The organism is Streptomyces sp. NPDC001292 (assembly GCF_042896465.1).
Lineage (GTDB): Bacteria > Actinomycetota > Actinomycetes > Streptomycetales > Streptomycetaceae > Streptomyces.
On sequence record NZ_JBIAXG010000010.1, the window covers coordinates 41,888 to 68,744 of the forward strand.

General features: G+C 71.6%; 27 protein-coding genes and 1 pseudogene. 18 read left to right on the forward strand and 10 right to left on the reverse strand.

Going from position 1 to position 26,857, the window contains the following annotated elements; genetic code table 11:
- The first annotated feature begins 6 nt into the window (after positions 1 to 6).
- Complete coding sequence (locus tag ACFY4A_RS13725; protein ID WP_390829627.1) at positions 7 to 972, forward strand: YgfZ/GcvT domain-containing protein; 966 nt, start codon at positions 7 to 9, stop codon at positions 970 to 972.
- Between the two features lie 50 nt (positions 973 to 1,022).
- Here the strand turns inward: ACFY4A_RS13725 and dtd are convergent, their stop codons facing one another.
- Positions 1,023 to 1,448 carry a D-aminoacyl-tRNA deacylase gene (gene dtd / locus ACFY4A_RS13730; RefSeq protein ID WP_390829628.1) on the reverse strand — a complete coding sequence of 142 codons (426 nt, stop codon included), beginning with the start codon at positions 1,446 to 1,448 and terminating at the stop codon, positions 1,023 to 1,025.
- Positions 1,449 to 1,620: 172 nt separating this feature from the next.
- Between dtd and ACFY4A_RS13735 the strand changes: the two genes are divergently transcribed.
- The 4 genes from ACFY4A_RS13735 (at position 1,621) to ACFY4A_RS13750 (ending at position 6,065) form a co-directional block, all read left to right on the forward strand.
- Positions 1,621 to 2,289 carry an AmfC protein gene (locus tag ACFY4A_RS13735; RefSeq protein WP_390829629.1) on the forward strand — a complete coding sequence of 223 codons (669 nt, stop codon included), beginning with the start codon at positions 1,621 to 1,623 and terminating at the stop codon, positions 2,287 to 2,289.
- 76 nt (positions 2,290 to 2,365) lie between these two features.
- Positions 2,366 to 3,400 (forward strand): asparaginase, encoded by a 1,035-nt coding sequence (locus ACFY4A_RS13740; RefSeq protein ID WP_390829753.1) that lies wholly within the window; start codon positions 2,366 to 2,368, stop codon positions 3,398 to 3,400.
- Between the two features lie 89 nt (positions 3,401 to 3,489).
- Entirely contained in the window at positions 3,490 to 4,749 is a 1,260-nt protein-coding gene (locus ACFY4A_RS13745) for a GNAT family N-acetyltransferase (protein ID WP_390829630.1), read from the forward strand.
- Between the two features lie 407 nt (positions 4,750 to 5,156).
- The gene (locus tag ACFY4A_RS13750) at positions 5,157 to 6,065 is read left to right on the forward strand and encodes a winged helix-turn-helix domain-containing protein (protein WP_390829754.1); all 909 of its coding nucleotides are present in this window, start codon (positions 5,157 to 5,159) and stop codon (positions 6,063 to 6,065) included.
- A 42-nt stretch (positions 6,066 to 6,107) separates the two neighbouring features.
- Here the strand turns inward: ACFY4A_RS13750 and ACFY4A_RS13755 are convergent, their stop codons facing one another.
- The gene (locus tag ACFY4A_RS13755) at positions 6,108 to 6,296 is read right to left on the reverse strand and encodes a hypothetical protein (RefSeq protein WP_390829631.1); all 189 of its coding nucleotides are present in this window, start codon (positions 6,294 to 6,296) and stop codon (positions 6,108 to 6,110) included.
- 183 nt (positions 6,297 to 6,479) lie between these two features.
- On the opposite strand from ACFY4A_RS13755, the gene ACFY4A_RS13760 reads away from it, so the two are divergent.
- The 8 genes from ACFY4A_RS13760 to ACFY4A_RS13795 all read left to right on the forward strand — a co-directional run bounded on the left by ACFY4A_RS13760 (position 6,480) and on the right by ACFY4A_RS13795 (position 13,644).
- Positions 6,480 to 7,358: a FadR/GntR family transcriptional regulator gene (locus ACFY4A_RS13760; RefSeq protein WP_390829632.1), complete on the forward strand. Its 879-nt coding sequence runs from the start codon at positions 6,480 to 6,482 to the stop codon at positions 7,356 to 7,358.
- Between the two features lie 29 nt (positions 7,359 to 7,387).
- Complete coding sequence (locus ACFY4A_RS13765) at positions 7,388 to 8,107, forward strand: HAD family hydrolase (RefSeq protein WP_390829633.1); 720 nt, start codon at positions 7,388 to 7,390, stop codon at positions 8,105 to 8,107.
- Positions 8,108 to 8,253: 146 nt separating this feature from the next.
- The gene (locus ACFY4A_RS13770; protein ID WP_390829634.1) at positions 8,254 to 8,460 is read left to right on the forward strand and encodes a hypothetical protein; all 207 of its coding nucleotides are present in this window, start codon (positions 8,254 to 8,256) and stop codon (positions 8,458 to 8,460) included.
- A 290-nt stretch (positions 8,461 to 8,750) separates the two neighbouring features.
- Positions 8,751 to 10,904 (forward strand): phosphotransferase, encoded by a 2,154-nt coding sequence (locus ACFY4A_RS13775; protein ID WP_390829635.1) that lies wholly within the window; start codon positions 8,751 to 8,753, stop codon positions 10,902 to 10,904.
- A 380-nt stretch (positions 10,905 to 11,284) separates the two neighbouring features.
- Positions 11,285 to 11,707, forward strand: a complete 423-nt coding sequence (locus ACFY4A_RS13780; protein WP_390829636.1) for a hypothetical protein — start codon at positions 11,285 to 11,287, stop codon at positions 11,705 to 11,707.
- 87 nt (positions 11,708 to 11,794) lie between these two features.
- The gene (locus ACFY4A_RS13785) at positions 11,795 to 12,373 is read left to right on the forward strand and encodes a helix-turn-helix domain-containing protein (RefSeq protein WP_390829637.1); all 579 of its coding nucleotides are present in this window, start codon (positions 11,795 to 11,797) and stop codon (positions 12,371 to 12,373) included.
- Positions 12,374 to 12,477: 104 nt separating this feature from the next.
- Positions 12,478 to 13,155 (forward strand): hypothetical protein, encoded by a 678-nt coding sequence (locus ACFY4A_RS13790; RefSeq protein WP_390829638.1) that lies wholly within the window; start codon positions 12,478 to 12,480, stop codon positions 13,153 to 13,155.
- A 144-nt stretch (positions 13,156 to 13,299) separates the two neighbouring features.
- Positions 13,300 to 13,644, forward strand: a complete 345-nt coding sequence (locus ACFY4A_RS13795; RefSeq protein WP_390829755.1) for a DUF2516 family protein — start codon at positions 13,300 to 13,302, stop codon at positions 13,642 to 13,644.
- Between the two features lie 18 nt (positions 13,645 to 13,662).
- On the opposite strand, the gene ACFY4A_RS13800 is transcribed toward ACFY4A_RS13795, so the two are convergent.
- From ACFY4A_RS13800 to ACFY4A_RS13810, 3 genes are all read right to left on the reverse strand, one after another.
- Complete coding sequence (locus ACFY4A_RS13800; RefSeq protein WP_390829639.1) at positions 13,663 to 14,991, reverse strand: PP2C family protein-serine/threonine phosphatase; 1,329 nt, start codon at positions 14,989 to 14,991, stop codon at positions 13,663 to 13,665.
- Positions 14,992 to 15,294: 303 nt separating this feature from the next.
- Positions 15,295 to 16,395 (reverse strand): NlpC/P60 family protein, encoded by a 1,101-nt coding sequence (locus ACFY4A_RS13805; protein WP_390829640.1) that lies wholly within the window; start codon positions 16,393 to 16,395, stop codon positions 15,295 to 15,297.
- 177 nt (positions 16,396 to 16,572) lie between these two features.
- Positions 16,573 to 17,358, reverse strand: coding sequence for a class I SAM-dependent methyltransferase (locus ACFY4A_RS13810; protein WP_390829641.1), 786 nt, complete (start codon positions 17,356 to 17,358; stop codon positions 16,573 to 16,575).
- Positions 17,359 to 17,705: 347 nt separating this feature from the next.
- Here ACFY4A_RS13810 and mshA point away from each other — a divergent pair, with 347 nt between their 5' ends.
- Both mshA and ACFY4A_RS13820 read left to right on the forward strand, forming a co-directional pair.
- Positions 17,706 to 19,043 (forward strand): D-inositol-3-phosphate glycosyltransferase, encoded by a 1,338-nt coding sequence (gene mshA / locus ACFY4A_RS13815; protein WP_390829642.1) that lies wholly within the window; start codon positions 17,706 to 17,708, stop codon positions 19,041 to 19,043.
- A complete protein-coding gene (locus ACFY4A_RS13820; RefSeq protein WP_390829643.1) occupies positions 19,036 to 19,563 on the forward strand; it encodes a YbjN domain-containing protein in 528 nt (175 codons plus the stop codon). The genes mshA and ACFY4A_RS13820 overlap by 8 nt, the downstream gene beginning before the upstream one ends.
- A 217-nt stretch (positions 19,564 to 19,780) precedes the next feature.
- On the opposite strand, the gene ACFY4A_RS13825 is transcribed toward ACFY4A_RS13820, so the two are convergent.
- Complete coding sequence (locus ACFY4A_RS13825) at positions 19,781 to 20,584, reverse strand: helix-turn-helix domain-containing protein (RefSeq protein WP_390829644.1); 804 nt, start codon at positions 20,582 to 20,584, stop codon at positions 19,781 to 19,783.
- On the opposite strand from ACFY4A_RS13825, the gene ACFY4A_RS13830 reads away from it, so the two are divergent.
- Positions 20,583 to 21,062 carry a DUF2000 family protein gene (locus tag ACFY4A_RS13830; RefSeq protein ID WP_390829645.1) on the forward strand — a complete coding sequence of 160 codons (480 nt, stop codon included), beginning with the start codon at positions 20,583 to 20,585 and terminating at the stop codon, positions 21,060 to 21,062. The genes ACFY4A_RS13825 and ACFY4A_RS13830 overlap by 2 nt on opposite strands.
- Before the next feature lie 106 nt (positions 21,063 to 21,168).
- Here the strand turns inward: ACFY4A_RS13830 and ACFY4A_RS13835 are convergent, their stop codons facing one another.
- Positions 21,169 to 22,431: an MDR family MFS transporter gene (locus tag ACFY4A_RS13835; protein ID WP_390829646.1), complete on the reverse strand. Its 1,263-nt coding sequence runs from the start codon at positions 22,429 to 22,431 to the stop codon at positions 21,169 to 21,171.
- Between the two features lie 185 nt (positions 22,432 to 22,616).
- On the opposite strand from ACFY4A_RS13835, the gene ACFY4A_RS13840 reads away from it, so the two are divergent.
- A complete protein-coding gene (locus ACFY4A_RS13840; protein ID WP_390829647.1) occupies positions 22,617 to 23,378 on the forward strand; it encodes a phosphoglyceromutase in 762 nt (253 codons plus the stop codon).
- Between the two features lie 86 nt (positions 23,379 to 23,464).
- On the opposite strand, the gene ACFY4A_RS13845 is transcribed toward ACFY4A_RS13840, so the two are convergent.
- Entirely contained in the window at positions 23,465 to 23,632 is a 168-nt protein-coding gene (locus ACFY4A_RS13845; RefSeq protein WP_390829648.1) for a hypothetical protein, read from the reverse strand.
- A gap of 652 nt (positions 23,633 to 24,284) precedes the next feature.
- Positions 24,285 to 25,106 (reverse strand): annotated as a pseudogene (locus tag ACFY4A_RS13850) (tyrosine-type recombinase/integrase); the annotation flags it as partial.
- 306 nt (positions 25,107 to 25,412) lie between these two features.
- On the opposite strand from ACFY4A_RS13850, the gene ACFY4A_RS13855 reads away from it, so the two are divergent.
- Entirely contained in the window at positions 25,413 to 26,216 is an 804-nt protein-coding gene (locus tag ACFY4A_RS13855; protein WP_390829649.1) for a tetratricopeptide repeat protein, read from the forward strand.
- Positions 26,217 to 26,471: 255 nt separating this feature from the next.
- On the opposite strand, the gene ACFY4A_RS13860 is transcribed toward ACFY4A_RS13855, so the two are convergent.
- Positions 26,472 to 26,804 carry a DUF952 domain-containing protein gene (locus ACFY4A_RS13860; protein ID WP_390829650.1) on the reverse strand — a complete coding sequence of 111 codons (333 nt, stop codon included), beginning with the start codon at positions 26,802 to 26,804 and terminating at the stop codon, positions 26,472 to 26,474.
- Between the last annotated feature and the right edge of the window lie 53 nt (positions 26,805 to 26,857).

Sequence of the window (26,857 nt, forward strand, 5' to 3'; positions counted from 1 at the left end):
GTGTTCATGAAGAGCCCCCTGCTGTCCCTGCCCGGCGCCGTCCCGGCCGAGGGCGTGGACGAAGGCGTCGCCGCCCACTACGGCGACCTGTTCCGCGAGCAGCGTGCCCTCGCGGACGGCACCGGATTCGTCGACCTCTCGCACCGCGGTGTCGTCACCGTCTCCGGCGAGGACCGGCTGAGCTGGCTGCACCTGCTGCTCACCCAGCACGTCAGCGAGCTGCCCGCCGGCCAGGCCACCGAGGCGCTGATCCTGTCCGCGCACGGCCACATCGAGCACGCGCTCTACCTGGTCGACGACGGCGAGACGGTCTGGGCCCATGTGGAGCCCGGCACCCAGGAGGCGCTGATCGCCTACCTGGAGTCGATGAAATTCTTCTACCGGGTCGAGGTCGCCGACCGGACCGCCGACTTCGCCGTCGTGCACCTGCCGGCCGGTTCGATCGCCGACGCGCCCGAAGGGGTCGTCGTGCGGGAGACCGCCTACGGCCGCGACCTCTTCCTGCCCCGCGCGGACCTGGAGGCCTACGCGGTCCAGGCCGGCCCGCCGGCCGGGATCCTCGCCTACGAGGCCCTGCGCGTCGAGCAGCACCGGCCCCGGCTCGGCTTCGAGACCGACCACCGCACCATCCCGCACGAGCTGGGCTGGATCGGCACGGCGGTGCACCTCCAGAAGGGCTGCTACCGCGGTCAGGAGACCGTGGCCCGGGTGCAGAACCTGGGCAAGCCGCCGCGCCGCCTGGTCTTCCTGCACCTCGACGGCAGCGAGGTCCACCTGCCGGTGCCCGGCACCGGGATCCGCCTCGCCGACGAGGGCCCGGACGGCCGCAAGATCGGCTTCATCACCACGTCCGTACGGCACTACGAGCTCGGCCCGGTCGCGCTGGCACTGGTCAAGCGGAACGTGCCGGTGGACGCACGTCTGATGGCCGGCGAGACGGCGGCGGCGCAGGAAGTGGTCGTGGAGCCGTAGCCTCCACGAGGCCACATCTGCGGGCTCACATCTCCGGCAGGACCCCCGGCTCACATCTCCAGCAGGACGGTGAACGGGCCGTCGTTCGTCAGCGACACCCGCATCCGCGCGCCGAAGCGGCCCGTAGCGACCGTCGCGCCCAGGGAGCGCAACTGCGCGACCACCTCGTCCACCAGCGGCTCGGCGACCTCGCCGGGCGCGGCCGCGTTCCAGGTGGGGCGGCGGCCCTTGCGGGCGTCGCCGTAGAGCGTGAACTGGCTGATGACCAGCAGCGGGGCGCCGGTGTCGCTGCACGACCTCTCGTCGTGCAGCATGCGGATCGACCAGAGCTTGCGGGCCAGCTGGGCCGCCTTCTCCTTGGTGTCCTCGTGGGTGACCCCGACGAGGACGCACAGCCCCTCGCCCTCGATGGCCCCCACCGTCTCGCCGTCCACGACGACGCTTGCGCCGTCCACCCTCTGCACCACTGCACGCATGCCGACCATGATGCCCCTCGGCCGTCCGGGTGCCGCGGAGGGGCCATATCGTGCTTCTTTCAGCTCCGTAACCCCCCATCCGGGGCTGATCGGGGGCACTCGGTCACATACTGGCCACTCAGGGTGGCACGATGCTGTCGTACACGCCGGTCGAGGGGACGGTTGAGGCGCCATGAGCACATCGAGTACCGAGCGGCACCCGGCGGCGGCCTCGCCGATCCTCGCGGACGTCGCCGAGGCCCACCGGCCGCCCGTGCAGCGCACCGACAGCCCCGGGCCGCCCGCTGTGGACCCGGAGCCCAGCTCTTCGAACACGGGGTACGCCCGGCATCCCGACCTGAGCGTGCTGAGCCTGCCGGAGCTGCGCGCCCTGCGCCGGCAGGCGCAGCGGGACGAGGCCGATCTGAGCTACGTACGGAGGCTGCTTCAGGGGCGGATCGACATCCTGCGCGCGGAGCTGGCCCGGCGCGGGCCGGAGTCCGTGCTGGGCGCCGGGCAGGTGCCCGCGCCCGAGCAGGGGTCCGTCGTCGAGCGGCTCGCGGAGATCCTCAAGGACGCGCCCGCCCGGCAGCGCTCCTCCGCGCGGCATGTGACGCTCGGCACACCGCAGGGGGAGGAGTACCGGCAGCTGGCCGCCCAGATGCTCGCCGAGGTCGAGCTGTCGGACCTCGGGGCGCGTACCGACCGGGAGTTGGGCGCGGCGATGGGGCGGCTGGTGCGGTACGAGCAGCAGGTGTCCGGGCGGCGGCAGCAGTTGCAGCGCACGGCCGACGGATGCGGCACGGAGATCGCCCGCAGGTACCGTGAAGGGGAAGCACAAGTCGACGACCTGCTCGTCTGACGCGACGGCCGCGGAGACCCCGGGACCGGCGTGGGGAGCAGGTTTCCCTTGTTCTCGCCTGCTCCGTCTGTTCCGCCTGTCGCCCGGAAGGCCACCGCCGATGTCCGCGTCCACAGTCCCCTCCGCCGTCCCCTCCTCCGACCCGGCGTCCGCGTCCGGCGCGTCGGAGGCGGTGCCGCCCGTGCTTGCCGAGGTGGTGCGTTCGGGGTTCGTGGAGGGGCGGCACCGGGGCAGCCTGGTGGTGCTGGGCGCGGACGGTTCGGTGGAGTTCGCGACGGGGGACGTGAGCGCGCCGGTCTTCCCGCGCTCGTCCAACAAGCCGATGCAGGCGGCGGGGGTGCTGCGCGCCGGGCTCGACCTGGCCGGTGAGCGTCTGGCGCTCGCGGCGGCCAGCCACTCCGGGGAGGTCTTCCACCGGGACCTCGTCCACAAGATGCTCGGCGAGCACGGGCTGACCCCGGCGCAGTTGCAGTGCCCGCCGGACCTGCCGCTGGACCCGGAGGAGAAGGAGACCTACCTGGCCGCCGGGTCGGTGCGCGACCGGGTGGTGATGAACTGCTCGGGCAAGCACACCGCGATGCTGGCGGCGTGCGCGCTGCGCGACTGGCCGCTGGAGTCGTACCTCGACCCCGCGCACCCGCTCCAGCGGCTCATCCACACCGTTGTGGAGGAGGCGGCGGGCGAGCCGGTGGCGGCGGTCGGCACGGACGGCTGCGGCGCGCCGCTGACGGCGATCAGCCTGACGGGCCTGGCCCGCGCCTACCGCGCCTTCGTCCTCGCCGCGCCCGGCACCCCCGAGCGCCGTGTCGCGGACGCCATGCGCGCCCATCCCGAGTACGTCGCCGGCACCCGCCGCCCCGACACCTGGCTGATGCGGGAGGTCCCGGGCACCCTGTCCAAGATGGGCGCGGAGGCCGTCCAGGCCGCCGCCCTCCCGGACGGCCGCGCCCTTGCCTTCAAGATCGACGACGGCGGGACGAGGACCCTGGGCCCGGTCCTGGCCCGCGCCCTGACCCTGATGGGCCTGGACGCCCCGGTGCTCGAACGCATCGGGCACGCCCCGCTGCTGGGCGGTGGCCGGCAGGTGGGGGAGATCCGGGCGGCCTTCTGACCCCGGCGGAGAAGCCCCCAGCGGGGGCGTGACGGTGGGGCGAGGAAAACACCGCGACATCCCGCCCCCGGCCCCCCTACTGTCAACCCATGACTGCCGCCAGCCCCGAGATCGACGTACGTCCCATCACCGACGCCGAGATCCCCGACTGGGTCCGCGCCCTGAACACCGGCTTCCTGCGTCCGCCCAGTGTCTCCGACGCCGAGATCGCCGGCCGGCGCACGTACATCGAGCCGTCGCGCACCCTCGGTGCCTTCGACGCGGGCCGGTGCGTGGCGACGTTCCGGTCCTTCGCGCAGGAGCTCACGGCCGTGGGCGGCGCGACCGTTCCCGCCGACGCCATCTCCAACGTCACCGTCACCGCCACCCACCGCCGTCGCGGCCTGCTGACCCGGATGATGGCCCAGGACCTGGCGGCCGCGAAGGAGCGCGGGGAGGTCGTGGCGACCCTGATCGCCGCCGAGTACCCGATCTACGGCCGCTACGGCTTCGGACCGGCCACCTGGACGACCGAGTGGACGATCGACGTACCCCGGGCCGGCATCGACCCCCGCCGGGCGGGGCCGGAGGGCGGCGGCCGGGTCGACATCGTGGACGTCGACGACGTACGCAAGATCGGCCCGGAGCTGCACGAGCGGCTGCGTCGCGCCCAGCCCGGCGCGATCGACCGCTCCGAACGCTGGTGGCAGATCACCACCGGCGCGGTGCGCCCGGAGGGCCACCCCTGGACCGAGCCCTTCAACGCCGTCTACCGCGCGGCGGACGGCACGGTCGAGGGATTGGCGGTGTACCACTGCGACGAGACCTGGTCGGACGCCAAGCAGCCGCTGAACACGGCCACGGTGAAGAACCTGATCGCGGTGACCCCGGCCGCCGAGCGCGCGCTGTGGCTCCACCTGTGCTCGATCGACTGGATCACGAAGGTCAAGAGCGGCTGGCGGGCCCCCGACGACCTGCTTCCCCACTTCCTGCCTGACCCGCGCGCCGCCACCGCCACCACGCACGCGGACTGGCTGTGGGTGCGGATCCTCGACGTCGTACGGGCCCTCGAGGCGCGGACGTACGAGGGGACGGGCACGCTGGTGCTGGAGGTCCTGGACCGGGCCGGAATGGCCGGCGGGCGCTGGCGGCTGGAGGCGTCGCCCGCCGGAGGGATCTGTACGCCGACGACCGAGAGCGCCGATCTGACGCTGGACGTGGCTCAGTTGGCGACTCTGTGGCTCGGCGACGAGTCGGCGGTGCGGCTCGCCGCGCTGGGCCGGGTCCGGGAAGAACGAGCGGGCGCCGCCCGAGGGGCCGACGCCCTGCTGCGTACGTCCAGGCGGCCTTGGTGCCCGGACATGTTCTGAGTGCTCCTTCCTGCCGGTGACGGGGTGACAGGTATGACGCATCCGTAGCTTGGCTGTTCGGTTGTGGCTGTACGAGACGGTGTTCAGTTGTGGCTGTGCGGCATGTTCGGTCGTGGCTGTGCCGACCGTGCCGGCTGTGCGCCGGCTGTTCAGTTGTGGCTGTGCCGTGCGGTGCCGGATACCGGCTGCCGCTCCCCGTTGGCGCGCCGGCCGACCGAGCTCCCGGCTCCCCTCCGGAAGGGAGCACGGTCGTACGTACTCCAACCGTCACCCTGGTGGCCAACACTTGGAAAGTTTGGCCATGTCGCTCAAGTTGGCCACCAACTCCACTGCTGTTATCTCCGCTTGGAAGCGACTCATAACCACCTTTCAACGAACTGCCGGAAGATGGCGGGAAGTTGTACTGTTTGGTCGTGGACCCGGAACACGCCTCCGCCAATGGGCGGAAGAGGTCACAGCGGCCACAGAGGTCACACCGCGAGGTGGCCGACGAACTGCGGCACCGGATCAGGACCGGAGTGCTGCAGCCGGGCCAGCGCATGCCCACCCAGGCCAAGCTGGCCGACGAGTTCGGCGTCGAGCGCGGAGCCGTGCGCCAGGCCCTGCGCATCCTCCAGTCGGAGCACCTGCTCACCAACGTGTCCAAGGGGAGCCCGGCCACCGTCGCAGCCGACCCGGTGGGGGCCCTGACCGGCCCCGCCGCCCCGCCGCTGCCCACCACGGCCGCGCTCGCGCCCCGTATGGCGGCTGCCTTCGGCGCCTCCCACGTCGAGATCGACGCCCTGTGCCTGACCGCGATCTCGCTCACCCTGGCCATGGGCGAACCGTTGCGGCAGATCCACGCCGGGCGACTGAAACCGGCCAAGGTCGACGTCCGTGTGCTGCTGCCCAGCCGGGACATCGACCTCGCCTTCCCGGCGCCGGTGGACGCCTCCGACGCCGGCCGGCTGCGCCGCCGCTGGCTGGCCCAGCGCAACGCCCAGGGCCAGGTGCTCAAGCACAACCTGCTGGCCCTGCGCGCCACCCACGGCATCGACGTGAGCGTGAGCTTCCGCGCGCTGCCCTTCACCCCGCCGGTCAAGCTGTACCTGCTCAACGGCGCGGAGGCGCTCTTCGCGTACTACACGCTGCGGCGGCGTGAACAGGAGATCGACCACGAACTCCTGGAGCTGTACGACGCTGAGGGCACCCGGTCGATCCTCTTCGCCTTCGAGCAGGGCGCCGACCCGCGCGACACGACCTTCGTCGAGCAGTCCCATGTGTGGTTCAACGCACTGTGGGAGACGATCAGTTCGGAGCTGCTGCTCACGAGCTGACGCCCCCCACGGGGAGCGGTCCGGCCGCTGGGGATCCGCGTGTCACAGGGCGGGCCCCGCGAGCAGCATCGCCAGCACCACGGCGCCCACGGAGCTGAGGGTCGGGTTCTTGGCCTTGATGCCGACGGTGAGCAGCAGCAGGCCGACGATGCCCATCGCGCCGTACTTCCACTGCACGAGTTCCTCGAAGCCGATGACGAAGATGGCTGACACAAGAGCGAGAGCAGGCACGGCGATTCCCCCTTCGGGCGGTGGCGGTCCGGGACGGGCGTGGGGGGTTGGCGGGGAGAGAGGGCAAAACTTCCGCCAACTCAATCAAGTTGGTAACCAACTCTGCTGTAGTTGTCCCCACTTGGCTGCTATCTATAAACAAGTTTCAAACAACTCCCGTTAGATGGATCGAAGTTGTAGCGTTTGGTTGTGAACCAGGAGAGCGTGGCCGTGAACGGCAGCAGAAGAAGCTCGCCCCAGGAGATCGCCGAGACCCTGCGGGAGCGGATCCGCACCGGCGAGCTCCGGCCGGGCGACCGCCTGCCCACCCAGGCCGAACTCGCCGAGGAGTTCGGGGTGGAGCGCGGCGCCGTGCGCCAGGCCCTGCGGGCGCTCCAGGGGGACGGCCTGCTCAGCAACGTCACCAAGGGCAGCCCGCCGCGGATCGCCGCGCCCGTCGCCGCCCGCGCGGAGCCCCAGCCGACGATGGTCGGCCTCGCGCCCCGGCTCGTGGAGGCCTTCTCCGCCCGGCAGGTCAGGATCGACGCGGCCTGCCTCACGGCCGAGACCCTGATGGTCGCCGTCGGCGAGCCCCTGCGCCTGATCCACGAGGGCCGGCTGCGCCCCGAGTCGATCGACGTGCGCATCCTGCTGCCGTCCCGCAACATCGACCTGGCCTTCCCGATCTCGGTGGACCGGCCGAGCGAGGACGACCCGGTCCACCAGCGCTGGCTGGCCCAGCGCAATGCCCAGGGCCACGTCCTGAGCCACAACCTCAAAGCCCTGCGCGCCACCCACGGCATCGACGTCCGCGTCACCTTCCGCGCGCTGCCCTTCACCCCGCCGGTCAAGCTGTACCTGCTCAACGGCGCGGAGGCGCTGATCGCGTACTACATGATCACCCGGCGCGAGGAGCGGGCGGACGACGGGACGCTGGACATGTACGACGTCCTCGGTACGGAGTCCCTGCTGTTCTCCTTCGAGAAGGCGACCGGGCAGCGCGACGCCGCGTTCGTGGCGGAATCGCAGAAGTGGTTCGACGCCCTCTGGGAAACCATCACGTCGGATCTGACACTCTCCTAGTGACTTCTGATACGACGCAGACCGAAACGGTGACAGCTGAGACCGGGAACGAGACCGAGGAACTGCGGAACCTGATCGCGGATGCCCGTGTCGTGCTCTGGGACTTCGACGGGCCGATCTGCCGGCTCTTCGCCGGGCACTCGGCGGAGCGGGTGGCGACCGAACTGGTGCGGTGGCTGGAGGGCCGGGGCCTGCACGGCCTGCTGACCGGGTCCGAACGGCAGTCGCTGGACCCGCAGGTCGCCCTGCGCGCGGTGGACCGCCGGCACCCCGGCAGCGACCTCGTCGCGGAGCTGGAGGCGCGGCTGACCCAGGAGGAGTTGCGTGCCGCCGCCTCCGCGCTGCCCACCCCGTACGCCGACCCGCTGATACGGACCTGGAAGGCCCTGGGCTCGCGCCTGGCCATCGCCACCAACAACTCGCCCCTCGTGGTGCGCGAGTACCTCGCGGCCCGCGACCTCGGCGACTGCTTCGCCCCCCACGTCTACGGGCGCACCCAGGACCTGGCACACCTCAAGCCCGACCCGCACTGCCTGAACCGGGCCCTGACCGCCACGGGCGCCTCCCCCGCGCAGGCCCTGATGATCGGCGACACCCCCACGGACCACGAGGCCTCCTTGCGGGCCGGTGTGCCCTTCCTCGGCTACGCCCGCAACTCCCGCAAGGAGAAGCTGCTCAGGGAGGCGGGCGCCACCGTGATCGTGGACTCCCTGGAGCCGGTGCTGCGGATCCTGCGGCATCGGTCCTGAGCGTCCTGCTCTGCTTCAGCGAAGCGGTCAACCAGCCTGCCAACAGGACTGGTTGTCGCGAAAAGGACGCCCCTGCCGGGCCACCGACGGTACGGTCGGGTCGTGGGTGAGGAGCGGGCGGGCGACGGTGGTGGCAGGGAAACGGCGTGGAGGTCCTCTTCGGGCCGTACGAGGTGATCGAGCGACCCGTGGTTCTCCAGACCGGTGAGGAGATCAGGGCGATCGACGTGCTGGGGCTCGGGGCGACCCTCACCCATCACCTGCGCGACGCGGACCCCGATTCCCCGGGCTCGGTCACCGCGACCTCGATGCGGTCGTGGTTCGAGTCCGTGTGGACTCTGCTGTCCGAGTGACCAGAAGCGTCGCAGCGGCCCCAGGGCCGTGCTGTAGCATGCCCGCACCACGTGAGCAACAGCTCCGTTTCACACGTACAGCATGCTAGAGGTGGTGCGCAAGGCGACCTCCAGGTGCGACGCAGGCCGGACGCGCTGGTAGGGGCACACCACCCGTTGTGCCGACGTCGGGTGCGCTCCGCTCGTATCCGTTATGACTCCTGGCGTACCTTTTGTCGTATCGTCGTTCTCGCCTGAGCACTTGAGCAACTGGAGCGGCCGTGGGCGCACCTCCCCCTCCCCGTCCCTTCATGGGGGAACGCGCCCTCCGCGTCGTTCAGGCGTTCGTACGGCTCGCCGCCGAGCTGGGCCAGGCCGGCGGCGGCCACCACCACCGCAACCATGTGCTCCCCCTGACGGAACACATGGCCCGGCTGCTGCACAGGGAGGCCGGTACGCCGGTCACCGTGCGGATCCAGCGCGCCGAGGCGCTGCCCGTGGTGATCAGAACCTGGGAGAGCGAGGCCGAGATCCTCGACGCGGTCGCAGGGGTACTGCCCGGTGTCCCGGAGTGCTTGGTCGACCAGGACTCCTTCGCGATCCACGGCCACGTCGAGGGTGTACCCCTCTCCAGCGTCTGCCCGAACGGCAAACCCGTCGACGCGCTGCACGTCAGGGCGCTGGCGGAGCTGCTGGCCCGGATGACCCAGGTCCGGCGGGAGGCACTGCCCCCGCTCCCACCGGAGTGGCCGCGCAACGACAAGGACGGTCAGGCCTTCCTGCGGATGCTGGCACGTCGTGCCGACCGGCAGATCAGGCAGCCCAACTGGGAAACTTTCGGTGGGCTGTTCGCGGCCCTGGGCATTCCGGAGGACGCCCTGGTCCAACTGGCCCGACGGGTGCCCGCCATGGCCAGGCGGCCGTACAGCCTGCTCCACGCGGACCTGCACCGCGACAACCTGATCATGCCGAGCGGCGGTGATCCGGCCCTCGTCTGCGTCGACTGGGAGCTGGCGACCTACGGTGATCCCCTGCACGACCTCGCGACGCACCTGGTCCGCATGCAGTATCCCGGCCACCAGTGGGACGAAGCGATCGACGCCTGGGCCGGGGCCATGACCCGGATCCGCCCCGCGGCCGTCAACGGGATGGCCAGGGACCTGCGGCACTACGTCGCCTTCGAGCGGGCCCAGTCCGTCTACCCCGACGTGATGCGGGCGGCGAGGACCCTGGAGGACACCCCCGGCCGGGAGGGCCTGGACGAGGCGACGGCGTCCGTGCGGCGGGCGCTGGAGGCGGCCGCCGAGCCGCTGGGGCTCAGAAACGTTCCGGGCACGGCGCAGATCGAGCGTGTCCTGTTTCGCTGGCGGGCCGCCCGGACGGTGGTCAGGAACGGCGGCGCGGGCCGGGCGGCCGGGGCGATCCCGTGGTCGTGGGACCCGCGCCTGCCCGAGCGTCCCGACTTCCCGGCCTCCGCCGTCGGTCACGCCCTGGTCGCCGAGGGGATGGCGCCGGCCGGGCGGGTGTTCAAGGGCACCGCGCACCTCAACTCGGTCGTCCGCGTGCCCGAGGCCGACCGCACGGTCGTGGTGCGGCGCAAGGTGGCCAACCTCTGCCGCAGCGAGCCGAGCTTCCTCAGCGAGCACGCCGTGCTGCGGGCCATCGAGCAGTCGGGGGTCCCGGTGGCGGCGCCGAAGGTCCTCGCCCTGGGCCGCGGCTACCAGGGGGAGCAGTTCGCCATCCACACCTACGTCGGGCCCGACGACACCGACCGACCGCCCGGCCATCCGGTGCACGGACTGCTGCCGCACGAGGCGGACGGGCTCGTCGACCAGTTGTGCGCGCTGACGGACGTGGACTACGGAGGGCTCGACCCGGTCGCGGGCAAGGAGACCTTCTTCACCTGGCTGTGCGACCAGCTCGTGCTTTTGGTCGGGGGCCTGCCGAGGGAGTCGCAGCAGCTGGCCCGGCTCCTCGGCCTCCCCGACGCCTCCCGGCTCGGGCAGATCCTGTCCCGGTACTGGGTGAACCCACGCGAGCCGGCCCTCCTGCACGGCGACCTCAACCCGTGGAACCTCGTACGCCGCGACGACGCCCTCGCCCTCACCATCATCGACTGGGAGATGGCTCTGGTCGGCGACCCGCTGTACGACCTGGTCCGGCACATGCACCTGACCCCGACCCGTCCGGAGATCCGCGAGCGCATGTTCCGGCGCTGGGAGCGCCGACTGCCCGCCGGGTACACGGCCGGCTGGCGGCAGGACTGGACCGTGTACCGCCGGCTCGAGACCGTACGCTCCGCCTACGTGGACCTGGACCGCCTGGTGACCGGCGCGAGCCTGGACGCCCCCAACGTCCGCCGCGCCGTCGAGTCCTACGCGATGACCCTCGCGGCGGCCACCGGCTCTCTCGGCCTGCCGGTCCGCCGGGACGCGAACCCCTATCTTGCCCGGGGGATGGCCTAGGGAGACCACGGCCGTACCACAACCCCGTCTGCGCACGGCGATCTGACTGCTCGTCGGACAGGTTCGTCGGACATCCCGGCAGGACGGTGTGGGGGAGGGCGTGCATGGCCGAGGGGACCAGAGCGACGACCGAAGGCGGCATGCGCGGCTGCGCCGCTTGCAGGGACGCCACGAGCCCCTGATCACCCGAGTTCTGCTGCTCGGCATCTTCGCCACCGGCCTGGTCGCCCAGTTCGTCAAGCCGGTCGGAGACGCCCTGGAGGGCAAGGCGTACCTCGGCGGCGCCCTCCTCAGCCTCGTCGGATACGTGCTCTACGACGAGCTCAAGGAGCTGAGCGCGTCGGTCAGGGCGCCGGCGCGCGCACTGGTGGACTCCAACGGTGCCGTCCCGCGTCGGTGCCGACGGCACCCCGGAGGACGACGCCGACTTCCGCAGGCGCATGGGGGAACGCTGCCGCGAGTACGACAGCATCCTGTCCGAGCTGTCGGAACAGTTCACCGCGAACAGCGGGGTGACCGTCGAGTGCGAGAACCGCCTCCACCCCGGCGTCCCGCGTGACAAGATCTGCGTCTTCGGCCGGCAGCGTGTCCTGCACGGCCTGTACGACCTCTCCGCGCGGATGCGCCTCCAGCACATGGGCCTGGAGTTCCACGACCCCAAGGGTTTCAAGGCCGACCTCGACGTCCGGTCGCGCGAGGGCACGGCCGCGGCCGAGGTGGCCGTCTCCACCTGGAACAAGCACTTCGACGACCTCAGGGCCCTCGCCAAGGTCCCGCCCTGGCGCCGGCGACCGCCCCGCTGACCCGAAAGCCTCGTTCCCGGCCGTCGAGACACACTCTTGCAAGCGGGTTGCTTGCAATTGTTAGCAGGAGTGGTGCAAGGTGGAGGCATGGCATCGCTCAACGTCGGCAATCTCGGTGAGTACCTGCGCGAGCAGCGGCGCAACGCGCAGTTGTCGTTGCGGCAGCTCGCCGATGCCGCCGGGGTGTCCAATCCGTACCTGAGCCAGATCGAGCGCGGGCTGCGCAAGCCGAGCGCGGAGGTTCTCCAGCAGGTCGCCAAGGCGCTGCGGATCTCCGCCGAGACGCTGTACGTGCGGGCCGGGATCCTCGACGCCGAGCGGGCCCGGGACGACGTGGAGACGCGCGCCGTCATCCTCTCCGACCTGTCGTTGAACGAGCGGCAGAAGCAGGTGCTGCTCCAGATCTACGAGTCCTTCCGCAAGGAGAACGGGTTCGGGACCGCCGAGACGGACGGTTCCGGTGCCCGTGCGGCCCCGGTCGGCGGCACCGGCGGCACCACCGACCACGGCACCCGCGCGGCGGACGGCGGCCCCGGCGCCGACGGCGGCTCCATACCCGTCCGCCCCGCCGCCGAGGCGAACGGCGGCCGGCCCGCCCCCGCAGGGCGGCGCCGTCGCCGCACGTCCGGCGGCAGTGACGTCGATCCGCGGGAGACGGCGGGCTGATCCCAGTGATCCCACGGTCACGGCCCGGACGGGCCGGGCGCCCGGCCCGACCACCGCGGAAACCCAAAACCCTCAGCCACAAGCGATCCGGGAGAACCATCACCATGGCCATCACCGACGACCTGCGCAAGACCCTCAGCGACCCCACGCCGCTCTACTTCGCCGCGGGCACCGCGGACCTGGCCCTCCAGCAGGCCAAGAAGGTGCCCGCCCTGGTGGATCAGCTGCGCGCCGAGGCCCCCGCCCGTATCGACGCGGTGCGCAACACCGACCCGAAGGCCGTCCAGGCGCGGGCCACCGCCCGTGCCAAGGAGGCCGGTGTCCGTGTCAAGGAGACGCAGGAGACCCTTCAGACCAAGGTCACCGACTTCCTGAACTACCTCGACACCGACCTGAAGAAGCTCGGCACCAACCTCGACGCCGACCTGAAGAAGCTCGGCGAGAGCGCCCAGGACCTCGCCCTGCGCGGCGTCGGCGTCGCCGCCGAGTACGCCGTCAAGGCCCGCGAGACCTACGAGAAGGTCGCCGAGCACGGCGAGCAGGCCGTGAAGACCTGGCGCGGCCAGGCCGCCGAGGGCATCGAGGACATCGCCGAGGAGGTCGAGGAGCTCGCCGTCGCCGTCGAGCCCCAGTCCGAGCCGAAGGAGGAGCCGGTCGTGGTCAAGGAGGACGGGCCCGCCGAGGCCACGCCCATCACGGCCAAGAAGAACCAGGCGAAGAAGGGTCCGGCCGTGCGCAAGACCCCGCCCACGGCGAAGAAGCCCACCCCGCCCGCCCCGTAGGCGGCGCCGGGCAGGCGGCGACGCGCCGGATCGCCTCACCCGTTTGGACGGCAGGCACCCGGGCCGGGCACCCTTGGGGCGTCCGGCCCGTTCTACGGGTACGGTGGCCGCGTAGGAATCGGGAGAGAACGGGCGGTGGGCAACATGCTGATGCTGGGCTTCCAGGGGCTCCTGGGAATTCTGAAGATCGTCCTGATGGCCCTGGCCGCCTTCGGGCTGTTCGACGCCGCGTTCCGGCGCGAGGACGCCTTCCGCGCGGCCGACAAGCAGAACAAGGTGTTCTGGCTGATCATCCTGGGCATCGCGCTCGCCGTGAGCTACCTGTTCTCGATCTTCTCGTTCCTGCCGATCATCGGCGTCATCGCGAGCATCGTCTACATCGTCGACGTACGGCCCGCGCTCAAGCAGGTCTCCGGCGGGAACGGGTGGGGACGCCGCCGCGGCAGCAGCAGCGACGGCCCGTACGGGCCCTACAACGGCGGTCGGTGAGTCCCCGGCCCCCGTCGGCTACGGCTCCCGGTCCAGCAGGACCACCGCCACGTCGTCGGTGAGCTCGCCGCCGTTGAGTCCGCGCACCTCGTTCACCGTCGCCCGCAGCAGCCCCTCCCCGCGCAGACCCTGGTCGAGCTGGCGGCGGACCACCTCGACCATGCCGTCCTGGCCCAGCCGCTCACCGTCCTCCCCGACCCGCCCCTCGATCAGGCCGTCGGTGTAGAGCATCAGGCTCCACTCGGCGCCCAGCTCCACCTGCATCCGGGGCCAGCGGGCGCCGGGCAGCAGACCGAGGGCGGGGCCGTTGTTCTCGTACGGAAGCAGCCGGGCGGGCCTGCCGGGAGTGATCACCAGCGGTGACGGGTGGCCGGCCAGGCACAGTCCCGCGCGGCGCCCGTCGGGCGCTATGTCCACCGCGCACAGGGTCGCGAAGATCTCGTCGTCGGAGCGCTCGTGCTCCAGCACCTGCTGGAGCGTGCCCAGCAACTCGTCCCCGCACAGCCCCGCCAGGGTCAGTGCCCGCCAGGCGATACGCAGTTCCACGCCCAGCGCCGCTTCGTCGGGGCCGTGCCCGGAGACATCGCCGATCATGGCGTGCACGGTGCCGTCGGGGGTGCGGACGGCGTCGTAGAAGTCGCCGCCGAGCAGCGCGCGCGAGCGGCCGGGGCGGTAGCGGGAGGCGAAGCGCAGCGTGGACCCGTCCAGCAGGGGGGTCGGCAGCAGGCCCCGCTCCAGACGGCGGTTCTCCTGCGCGCGCAGCCTGCCCTCGGCGAGCCTGCGCTCGGCCGTGTCGGAGCGCTTGCGCTCCACCGCGTACCGGATCGCACGGCTCAGCAGCCGCCCGTCCAGCTCGTCGCGGAACAGGTAGTCCTGGGCGCCCACCCGCACCGCCTGGGCGGCGCGCTCGGCGTCACCGGAGGAGGTGAGCGCGAGGACGGCGTGCCGGGGCGCGAGTTCGAGTACGTGCCGGAGCACGGCGAGCTCGTCGTCGTCGCCCGCGGACCGGCCGGGCGCGGGCAGCGCGAGGTCCAGCAGGATGCAGTGGACGTCGTCGGTGAGCAGCCGCTCGGCCTCGGTGAGGTTGCGGGCCCTGCGCACACGGATCGGCCTGCCGGAGGCGTCGAGCAGTTCGGGCACCATCGGCGAGCCGACCGGGTCGTCCTCGATCAGCAGCAGCGTGAGCTGGGTGCTGTTGGCCTGGGTGCCGGCGCGGTTGTCCTTCTCGACGTTTGCTTCCTTACGCGGGGCCTGTGCTGCGGAGGTGCCGTCGCCGTGGGCCGCGGTCTGCGCCTGGTCGCACTCCGCGGCCGGGACCCTCCTCTGCCGCGGTACGGGCACGGGCATTGTCCTGGGTTCCTTCCCTCCCCCCGAGGGCATGGCGGGTACGAGGGACCTCGCCCCGCCGACGGGGACATTAGCGGTAGTCGGCACCGTGGGGGAATGGTGTGAGGCGCGTCGCTCACGCTTTCGCCGCTGTCATATGCCGCGATCCCTACCGGAGTTGGACACGACGACGCCGGGGCCGGAATGACGAAGGTCACGTCCCCCGCGGGTTTGGCGGCGACCGGGGGTGCGATCGGTCACGTGGCCGGGGTCACCGCGGGTGGCCGGGCCGCGGAGGCCCGGTCCGGGTTCCGCCGTGGAGTCTCAGTCCGTGTCGGGCCGTACGACGCCCAGGATCGGCATCGAGCCCGCCCCGGCGAGCGTCACCGTCCGCCCCGGCCGCGGGGCGTGGACGATCGTGCCGTCGCCGACGTACATCCCGACATGGCTGGCGTCACCGAAGTAGATGATCAGGTCGCCGGGCCGCATGTCCTCGATCCCCACGCGCTTCAGCTGCTTCCACTGCTGCTGCGAGGTGCGCGGGACGGGGTGGCCGGCCGCCGCCCAGGCCTGGGAGGTGAGCCCCGAGCAGTCGTACGTCCCGGGGCCCTCGGCGCCCCACTCGTACGGCTTGCCGAGCTGGGCCGTGGCGAACTCGACCGCCTTCCTGCCCGCCGCGGACGCCTTGCCGTCGAGCTCGTCGAGGATCCCGGTGTCCAGCCAGGCCGACTGCGCCCGGTCGGCGGCCTGCCGCTCCAGTTCGGCGAGGCGCTCGCGCTGCCGCTTCTCCAGCCTGGCCTCGAGCTGCTCGGCCTCCTTGATCCGCTGTTTGATCCGCTTCTTCGCCGCGGCCTTGGCCTTGCGGCCCGCCTCCAGCTCCCGCAAGCGGTCGGCGGCGTCGTCCGCGTACAGCTTCAAGTCCTGCTGGGCGCGGGCCGTTTCCTCGATCAGGCCCTTGGTCGCCCGCTGGCTCTGGAGCACCCGGCCGGCCCCGTCGAAGAAGTCCTGCGGGTCGTTGCCGAGCATCAACTGGACCTCGGGCGGCAGGCCGCCCGTGCGGTACTGGGCGCGGGCCGCGGCGCCGGCGCGGTCCTTCAGCCCGTCGAGTTTCCGCTGTTCCTCGGCGATCTTCCGGGTCAGGTCCGTGACCTCGGCGGACTGTTTCTTCGACTGCTCCTCGGCCAGGTTGTAGGCGTCGGTGGCGACGGCCGCGTCGTGGTACAGCTTGTCCAGCTTGGTGCGTACGGCCTCGAGGTCCTTGTCCGGCGGGAGCGTGAGGGACGGGGAGGGCGAGGGAGCGGTCGCGGCGGACGGCGTCGGGTCCGGCAGTGCGCGCGCGAACGCGGTGCCCGGTGCTCCCAGCAGCGTGACCGCGCAGACCACGGTCACGGCCGCCGCGAGCACGCTGTGCCTGCCCCGTCCCATACTCGCCCCCCAGCTGATTAACCGTCAGTAACATGCGGACGCTCGGGCGATCGTGCCACGACTCGGCGCAAAGCGACAGAGGTGCGGCGATCTCCCCGTCTGTGTGACGAACGACCCGCAAAGATCGTTCCCCGCAGGTCACGGCGGATGCGCGGACCGCCGCGCGGCGGTCGCCGGTCAGTTGCGCGGCGCCAACGCCCGCCAGTCGACCGTCACTTCGCCCTGCCGCCACCGCGCCGGGCCGTCCGTCACCGGCCAGTCGGCCGCCAGGCCGCGCACCGCGCGGATCCAGCGCTGGCGGGCGCCGTAGGAGGCGTACGGCGCGGCGCTCGCCCAGGCGCGGTCGAAGTCGCGCAGGAAGGCGTGCACCGGCTCGCCGCGGACGTTGCGGTGGATGAGCGCCTTCGGGAGGCGTTCGGCCAGGTCGGACGGGCGGTCCAGGGAGCCGAGCCGGGTGGCGAAGGTCACCGTGCGGGGGCCTTCCGGGCCGAGCGCGACCCACACGTGCCGGCGCCCGATCTCGTCGCAGGTGCCCTCCACCAGCAGGCCTCCGCGTGAGTGCCCGTCCGCCGGGGCGAGCCGCGCGCGCAGTCGCTGCCAGACGGCGGCGACATCGTCCTCGTCGTACTGCCGCAGCACGTTCGCCGCGCGGATGAGGTGCGGGCGCTGCGGGACGGGGACCTCGAATCCGCCGTGCCGGAAGACGAGTCCGTCGCGCTCGTACGGCTTCGCGGCCACGACCCGGGCCGGTTCGATCTCGACGCCCACCACGCGCGCGCGTGGAGCGGCGGTGCGCAGCCGGTGCAGCAGCTCGACCGCCGTCCAGGGGGCGGCGCCGTAGCCGAGGTCGACGGCCACCGGATCGGCGGCGCGGCGCAGCTCGGCGCCGTGCACGGCCGCGATCCAGCGGTCCATGCGGCGGAGCCGGTTGGGGTTGGTCGTCCCGCGCGTCACCGTTCCCACGATGGGGGTCCCCCCGCTCGAGCGAAGCCGAGAGTGGGGGAGGGTCGCTGCGCGGGATGTCATGCGTACGAGGGTATGGCGCCCCGCGGCACCCGCCCTGCCACGTGGCGGTTCCGTCAGGTTGCGCGTGCGTGCGTAACGCCCTGCGCCCGCGGTACCCGCCGTGCGCCCGTGCGCCGGTTGCGTTGCGCTCGCCACGCCTCCTGGCGTCGAACGGTTGAGCGAGAGCCGGTAATGATTGGGCAAAGGAACCGGCGGCGGAAATGGAGTCAGGTCCTCCGGCGTTACGTCTTGAAGGGCGCTCGGCGCCCTCCGTCCGGCATGCCCGCAACGAGGAGGAACGCCACGTGAGCCAGTACGTCAGCAGGCTCGGGCGTCGTTCCCCGACGGCACCCCCACGGCTGCGGCTGCACCGCCGGCCCCGGCGCGTCGCCATGCTCTCCGTGCACACCTCACCGCTCCACCAGCCCGGCACGGGCGACGCCGGCGGCATGAACGTCTACATCGTGGAGCTCGCCCAGCGTCTGGCCGCCCAGGGCGTCGAGGTCGAGGTCTTCACCCGGGCCACCGCCGGGGACCTGCCGCCCGCCGTCGAGCTGGCCCCGGGCGTCCTCGTCCGGCACGTCGACGCCGGCCCCTACGAGGGCCTGGCCAAGGAGGACCTGCCCGCCCAGCTGTGCGCCTTCACGCACGGCGTGATGCAGGCCTGGGCCGGCCACCGCCCCGGCTACTACGACCTCGTCCACTCCCACTACTGGCTCTCCGGGCACGTCGGCTGGCTCGCCGCCCAGCGCTGGGGCGTGCCCCTGGTGCACGCCATGCACACCATGGCCAAGGTCAAGAACGCCAGCCTGGCCGAGGGCGACACCCCCGAGCCCGCCGCCCGCGTCATCGGCGAGACCCAGATCGTCGCCGCCGCCGACCGGCTGATCGCCAACACCGACGAGGAGGCCGGCGAACTCGTACGGCACTACGGCGCCGACCCCGCCAAGGTCGCCGTCGTGCACCCCGGCGTGAACCTCACCCGTTTCCGCCCCGCCGGCGGCCGCGCCGCCGCCCGTGGCCGCCTCGGCCTGCCGCAGGACGCCCTGATCCCGCTGTTCGCCGGCCGCATACAGCCGCTCAAGGCCCCCGACGTGCTGCTGAGGGCCGTGGGCGTCCTCCTCGACCAGCGGCCCGAGCTGCGCTCCCGCATCGTCGTACCCGTCGTCGGCGGCCCGAGCGGCAGCGGCCTCGCCAAGCCGGAGGGCCTGCAGAAGCTGGCCGCCCGGCTCGGCATCGCCGACGTCGTACGGTTCTGCCCGCCGGTCGGGCAGGACCGGCTCGCCGACTGGTTCCGGGCGGCGTCCGTCCTGGTCATGCCCTCCTACAGCGAGTCCTTCGGCCTGGTCGCGATAGAGGCGCAGGCGACCGGCACCCCGGTGCTGGCCGCCGCGGTCGGCGGGCTGCCGGTGGCCGTACGCGACGGCGAGACCGGATTCCTGGTCCAGGGCCACGACCCGGCCGACTACGCGCACGTGCTGCGCCGCTTCGCCGACGACCCGCGGCTCGCCGACCGGATGGGCGCCGCCGCAGCCCGGCACGCGCGGTCCTTCGGCTGGGACACGTCGGCGGCGGCCACCGCCGACGTGTACACGGCTGCGTTGCAGGCCCACCGGCGTCGCGTACGCTCGCCCCATGGGTAGCGCCACGGGTGCCACGGGTGAGGCGGAGCAGCAGCGCGCGACGCGGGTCGTCGAGGACGTGCTCAAGGGCGCCGAACTGGAGTGGGAGAGCCCGCGGTACGGCACCTACGTCGTGAAGCTTCCCGGCACCCGCAAGCTGTCGACCACCCTGTCGATGATCGTCGGCCGGCACTCGCTGTCCCTGAACGCCTTCGTCATCCGCCACCCCGACGAGAACGAGCCCGCCGTCCACCGCTGGCTGCTGGAGCGCAACCTCAAGCTGTACGGCGTGAGTTACGCCGTCGACCAGCTCGGTGACGTCTACGTCACCGGCCGGCTGCCGCTGGCCGCCGTGACCGCCGACGAGGTCGACAGGCTGCTCGGACAGGTCCTGGAGGCGGCCGACGGCAGCTTCAACACCCTGCTGGAGCTCGGCTTCGCCTCGGCGATCCGCCGCGAGTACGCCTGGCGCGTCTCGCGCGGCGAATCGACCCGCAACCTCGAGGCGTTCGCGCACCTGACCCAGCGTCCGGCCGACTGACCCCGCCCCCGCCGGCCACGGGACCACGTCACTTCCCGTGCTAGGGCGCGTTTCGAAAGTCCCGCCTGCCCCGCGACGCCTGGCACGGCGCCTCGCCGCGTTGTCGGGATCGCCCGCGTACGCCCAGTACGCGGACGACCCTCCGCCTTGCGATGCACCGCACCAGACGCCGCGGGGCCCGCCCTCCGGGCGGACGGCGCTACTTTCGAAACACGCCCTAGCCCCGCGAGGTCCTCCGGCCGTACCGCCCCGGAGTCACCCCCACGAGTTTCCTGAAATGCCGGGTGAGATGGGCCTGGTCGTAGAAGCCGGTCTCGGCGGCCACCTCGGCCGGTTTCAGCCCCGCCAGCAGCAGCCGGCGGGCGCGGTCCACCCGGCGGGACATCAGGTACTGGTGCGGAGCGATGCCGTACGCGCCGCTGAACGCCCGTACCAGATGGGCGGGATGGGCCTGCACGAGGGCCGACGCCTCGCCGAGCGTAACGCCCTGCGGCAGCCGCTCGTCGAGCAGTTCGCGCAGCCGGCGGGCGAGGGCGGGGTCGCGGCGCGGGAGCCCGACGGCGAGCCGGGGCCGCAGATGGGCGCGCAGCCGCTCGCCGATGAGCGTCAGCCGGCTCTCCGCCTCCAGCTCGTCACCGGGCAGGGCGAGCGCGGTGTGCATCTGCCCGACCCGTCGGCGCAGCACCGGATCGCGCAGGTCCGGCCCGTCCACGGCCGCTCCGATGAGCTCGTCGCCGAGGTGGGTGGCGTCCAGGTACAGCACCCGCTTGCGGAAGCCGCGCGGGCCAACGGGTGAGCCGTTGTGCGGAACGTGCGGCGGCAGCAGGGACACGGTGTCGTGCGGGGTGCCGTGCTCGTGCCGGTCCAGGTCGTACCGTACGGCGCCGTCGTCCACGATCAGCAGCGTCCACGCCTCGTGCACGTGCATCGGGTAGGCGTACTCGGTGAAGTGCGCGTGGAACACCTCCACGACGCCCGGGACACGCGGGCGCCAGGCGGAGACGTTCCGCTGCGGGGCCATGCAAAGAACGTACAAGACGGCGCGGTACGGCGTTCGGGAGTCTCGTCCCATGAACGACGAGCAGCCCATCCGCTTCGACACCAAGATCGCCGTCCTGCTGCGCGAGGACCTGGAGCCCTGGCAGCGCCTGAACGTCACCGCGTTCCTGGTCAGCGGCCTCGGCAGCACGGTCCCTGAGGTGATCGGGGAGCCGTACGAGGACGCCGACGAGGTGCCCTACCTGCCGATGTTCCGCCAGCCGGTGCTGGTCTTCCAGGGCACCAAGGAGACGCTGACCGCGGCGCACGGGCGGGCCCTGTCCCGGTCCCTGCCGCGCGCCGTCTTCACCTCGGACCTGTTCACCACGGGCAACGACCGCGACAACCGGGCAGCGGTCCGGGCCGTGCCGACCGGCGAGCTCGACCTCGTGGGCCTCGCGGTCCACGGTCCGCGCAACGCGGTGGACAAGACGCTGAAGGGCGCGCGGATGCACCCGTAGGCGAACCGAACCGATGTCTCCGCCCGCCTCAGGCCGTGCCGACCTCCGCCCGCCTCAGGCCGTGCCGACCTCCGCCCGCCTCAGGCCGTGCCGACCTCCGCCCGTCTCACGCCGTGCCGACCTCGGTCCGAGGCTCGGTGTGGGTTTCCACGGTTGCCGGCTCGGCCTTCGGCAGGCGGCGCATCAGAGCCCAGTAGCCGAGGGCGGCGGCCGTGCCGACAGCCGCGCACATGCCCCACAGCCACTCGGCGCCGAGCCGGTCGATGACGGCACCGGACATCAGGGGCGCGACCAGCGCCGCCACCGACCAGGACAGGGTGTAGACGCCCTGGTAGCGCCCCCGCCCGTGCACCGGGGAGAGCCGGACGACCAGCCCCGTCTGGATGGGCGCGTTGATCATCTCGCCGAGCGTCCACACGCACACCGTGAGCGCGAACACGCCGACCGATCCCGCGAACGCCGTGAGTCCGAAGCCGTACCCCGCGAGCAGGGAGGAGACGATCAGCAGCCGCCCGGGGTCCCGGTGCTCGATGAAACGGGTGACCGGGATCTGGAGGGCGACGATCAGGACCCCGTTGACGGCGATGGCCATGCCGTAGTCGGCGGGCGTGAACCCGGCCCGGCCCATGGCGACCGGCAGCCCGACCGACCCCTGCTGGAAGACGACGGCGATCAGAAAGGACGCCCCGACGACACCCATGAACCGTCCGTCCCGCAGGACGGTCCACAGCCGGACGGCGTCGCCGCCGTCGTGACTCATGTGCGCCTCCGGGCCCGGCCGGGACTCGGGCACCTTCAGGAAGACGACGATCGCGCAGGCCATCGTCATCCCGGCCTCGATCAGGAAGCCGGCGAGGTAGCTGAACTCGGCGATGAAGCCCGCCGCCATGGAGGAGACGGCGAAGCCGAGGTTGATCGCCCAGTAGTTGAGGGAGAAGGCGCGGACCCGGTCCTCGGGCCGCACGATGTCGGCCATCATCGCCTGCACGGCGGGCCGGGAGGCGTTGCTGGCCATGCCGACCAGGAAGGCGACGGCGGCGATGGCGACCGGATCCCGGACGAAACCGAGCGCCGCGACGGACACGGCGGTGGAGGCCTGGGCGACGAGCAGGGTCGGCCGCCGTCCGAGCCGGTCGGCCATCACGCCCCCAGCGAGCGAGGAGACGACACCGCCGAGCCCGTGCAGCGCGGCGACCAGACCGGCGTACGAGGCGGAGTAGCCGCGGTCGAGGGTCAGGTACAGCGCCATGAACGTGGCGACGAAGGCGCCCAGCCGGTTGACGAGGGTGCTGGTCCACAGCCACCAGAACTCACGGGGCAGCCCGGAGACGGTCTCGCGGGCGGCGCGTCTCAGACTGGCGACGGACATGGAACGGCCCCCGGGGATGTAAGCGGCTGAAGAGGTGAGCACAACTTACGGGGAGGGGGCGCGCAGGACCACTCGATTAACAGAAGCCGTCAACTGTCGGGCGCCGCCGGAAGACGGCCGTCCCCCGCCGTCCGCCTGCCGGGCGCCGGGGCAGGGGGTCGAATGCGTGGATTACGCTCTGAGGCATGGCCGACGCACCGTACAAGCTGATCCTGCTCCGCCACGGCGAGAGCGAGTGGAACGCGAAGAACCTGTTCACCGGCTGGGTGGACGTCAACCTCAACGAGAAGGGCGAGAAGGAGGCCGTCCGCGGCGGTGAGCTGCTGAAGGACGCCGGCCTGCTGCCCGACGTGGTCCACACCTCGGTCCAGAAGCGCGCGATCCGCACGGCCCAGCTCGCGCTGGAGGCCGCCGACCGCCACTGGATCCCGGTCCACCGCTCCTGGCGCCTGAACGAGCGCCACTACGGTGCCCTCCAGGGCAAGGACAAGGCCCAGACCTTGGAGGAGTTCGGCGAGGAGCAGTTCATGCTGTGGCGCCGCTCCTACGACACCCCGCCGCCGCCGCTGGACCGCGACGCCGAGTACTCCCAGTTCTCCGACCCGCGCTACGCGGCCCTCCCGCCGGAGCTGCGCCCGCAGACGGAGTGCCTGAAGGACGTCGTCGTCCGCATGCTCCCGTACTGGTTCGACTCGGTCGTCCCCGACCTCCTGTCCGGCCGCACGGTCCTGATCGCCGCCCACGGCAACAGCCTGCGTGCCCTGGTCAAGCACCTCGACCAGATCTCGGACGCCGACATCGCGGGCCTCAACATCCCCACCGGCATCCCCCTCTACTACGAACTCGACGCCGACTTCCGCCCCGTGACCCCCGGCGGCAAGTACCTCGACCCGGAGGCCGCGGCAGCCGCCATCGAGGCGGTCAAGAACCAGGGCAAGAAGAAGTAAGCAGTACTGAAGGAGCCCCCTGCCTGCGGCGTTGCCGTTGGGAGGGGGCTCTTCTACGTACCCGGGCCGTGTGTGGGCCGTCGCGCTCAGATGCGGCGGATCCTCACCCGGACTGCCACGAGGAAGGCCAGCGGGAAGACGGCGAGCGGTTCGGCGCCAACCCACATGGCCAGTGCCGAGCCGCCGAAGCCGACGACGCTCAGGTGCAGCTCACGAGGGATGAGGTCGAGACGCAGGCCGCGACGTGGCAGCATGGGGTCCTCCGTAGGGCGCATGATTTCTCCTGTAGGGCAGGGAATAATTGCACCGACGGGGGTAAGGGGCCGCTCATGCCAGTGAGTGGCCCCGTTTGTTCTCCCCGGCAGCGTACGGGACTTTAGCGGCCTATCGGGGGGTGTAACAAACCCGCAGCTAAAACTGTCCGAGTGAGCCCTTCGCTTCAGTCTCGCGGCACTATCAGAACGGCGACGCACTGTCTGGCAGGGGAGAGTCGTGGCGCCCGCAGAAAACCGCAGAACCGTGAAAGCGTCGAAACGGGCTTGCGGCGCCCGGCCGCCCTGCTACCCGGCCGCTCTCCCCGCCGCCCGGCCGCCCGCCCGGCCGGGCAGCCAGGCGGAACGGGGAGGCGAACGTGTGACGTGACTTTGGCACGGGCGGTGTCAAATCACGGTTTGGTGATTCCAAATGCTAGCTTCGCTGATTCACGGGCCGTAACTTTGACGCGGGTGGTGTCAAATCACGGTTTGGTGATTCCAAATGCTAGCTTCGCTGATTCACGGGCCGTAACTTTGACGCGGGTGGTGTCAAAACACGGTTGTTGATTCCAAATGCCAGCTTCGCTGATTCACAGGCCGTGAAATTGTCGAGCTGGGCAAAGCGCGTGAGGTGGTGCAGCGCGTCCTCTGGTCAGGCGAAGACGGCCGAAACTGCCTTGCGGGTGCGCTCCTGGCTGGACGGCATCAGGTGCGCGTACACGCGGAGCGTCAGGCCCGGGTCCGAGTGGCCCAGGTACTCGGCGAGAGCCTTGACGTTCTCCCCGGCGTCCAGGAGCACCGAGGCGTAGAAGTGGCGCAGCGCGTGCATGCCGTTCTCGCGTGACTCCGCGTACGGCTGGCCCCGCTCGGGAACGGGGATGACGCCGGCCGCAGCGAGCGCCGGTTTCCACGTCTCTTCGTTGAGCGACGTACGCCAGACGTGCCCGCCACGCGGCCCAGTGAAGATGAGCCGTTTGGTCACCGGAGGCCCGTCAGTCACCTTCCACCGCAAGGTGATCTCGACCGGCGGGAACCGTTTCATGTGCTCCCGAAGGGCATCGGCGACGGGTCCGGGAAGCGGCACGTCCCGCAGCTTGCCGCCCTTCGGAGGCGCGAACACGGCCTTGCTGCGGCTCAGCTTCAGTTGCTGGACCACGTGGAGCGTGTCCGAGTCGAAGTCGATGGCGTCGACGGCCACGCCCAGGATCTCGCCTTGGCGGAGCCCGCAGCCGCCGCCCAGGTCGACCATGGCTTGGAAGCGCTCGGGCATGGCGGCCCGGACGGCGAAGACCCGCTCGGGCGTCCAGGGCACGATGCGTTTGTTGTCGACGGTCGGTGGCCGGACGGACCGGGCGGCACACGGGTTGCGGGGCAGGTGGCCGTCGTCCACTGCCGCGCTGAGCGCCGCGCGCACGTTGGAGTAGATCGTCCGGGCGTATGACCCACGGACACCGTTCTCCTGCAACTGCCGCACCTGCACGCTGACCGCCCGCTCCCGCCCAAGAGGCAGGCACACAGTGCATGAGGTCAGAACACGTCGTGGCTGGGGCGGTCGGCTCCACGGCTTTCAGGCAGCCACCTTGGCGCGAGCCTCGAAGATCATGGCCCCAACGTCGTGCTTTAACGGGCAGGTCAACTGACTGCCCGACGCGCCGGAAGCTTACGGGGCCATGATCACTCGCGCCAAGGCAGCTCCAGCCCAAAAGCCGCTCCGCCGACCTCAGTGCCCGTCTAATGGCCCCGCCTGTAGCGCGCCGGACAATGGCCTTAAAGTCTCTGCATGCATATGGACGAGGGGCGAAGGGCCGCCGAGGTCGGGGACTGGGTAGCCGCGGGGCACGCCTTCGTCCGGGCCGCCATGGAGGGCAGTGCGGAGGGCGCTGAGCTGGCGACCCGGGTGACCGTCGAGCTCGTACCGCTGGCGGACGGCGGGTCGGCGGAGGCCGCCGCGCTGCTCGCCGGGATCTATCTGGAGTATTTCGACGAGTCGGCCCTGCCCATGGCCGTGCGTTATGCTCGCGCGGCGACTGAGGCCGGGCTCCCGGCCGGACAGCGCGCCTACGGGCACATGCTGGTGATGGGGCTCGGCGTCGAAGAGGACCGCGAGCGTGCCGCCGAGCTGTTCCGGGCGGCCGCCGAGGGCGGGGACGCCTACGGCATGTTCAACCTCGCCCAACTGCTCGACGACCCCAACGAGTCCCTACGGCTGTTCGAGGCTGCCGCGCGGGAGGGGCTCGTCGTCGCCGGTGCCGTGCTCGCAGACCGGCTGTCAGCGCTGGACCGGGACGAGGAGGCACTGGGTTGGTACGTCTGGGCGGCCGAGCGCGGGCATACGGGGGCGATGAATGCCGCCGCCTGCTGGTACCGCGATGGCTTCGGCACCGCGCCGGACCCGGTGCAGGCGGTGCGCTGGTTCTTCGTCATGCTCGCGCATGGCGACGGAGACGGCATCCACGAGGCGATCCAGCTGGCGAAGGCCGGGGCCCTGGATGAGGAGCAGATTCGCGAGGCCGGGCGGCTCGCCGGCGCTCCTGGGCCGGCGGAGGCCCTGATCGGCACGGTCCTGGGCGGTGGTCGGGCCTAAGGCCCTGAAAGGAACGGCATCGCTCCATGCTCAGTCATGCCCCTTGCGTGCCCGGTCCGGCGGGACGCAGCGGGGATTCACGGGGAACAGCAGCGTCGATCGCGCTCCGGCTCAGGTCAGGGAGTTGCCAGGTCAGCCGCCATCCGCATACGCCGTCTTCCAAACTGGGGCTCTAGCGAACCTGCTCTCACTGCTAGCTCTCCTGGCCCTCGGTCATCACCAACACCAAGCAGCGGCGCACCCCTCCCTGTTCGCTCACCCCCAGGGCTCGACGCACACCACGGCCTCGACCGGCACTGCCCCGTACACGTGCGGGAACTCCTCGCCGTTCGGCGGCATGGCCTCGTACCTCAGCGGGACATCAAGCCGGGCCGGGTCCACGACCAGCACCACCAACTCGTCGGGGCCCTCGTAGTCGCCGTAGAGGAAGGCCGCGATACGCGGGAGCTGGTCGCGGGTGGAGAAGTGGACGAACCCCTCCTGTTGGAGTGTGCGGCCGCGGGTGGATATCTCGTAGGTGCCGGACTCACGGGCCGTCTCCCATAGAGAGCGCTCGGTGATGTGCACGATGTGTTGAGGTTTCGGCATGCGGCCACGCTACGGGCCCGGCCCTGCCGCGCGCATCTGTAAATGGCACCGGT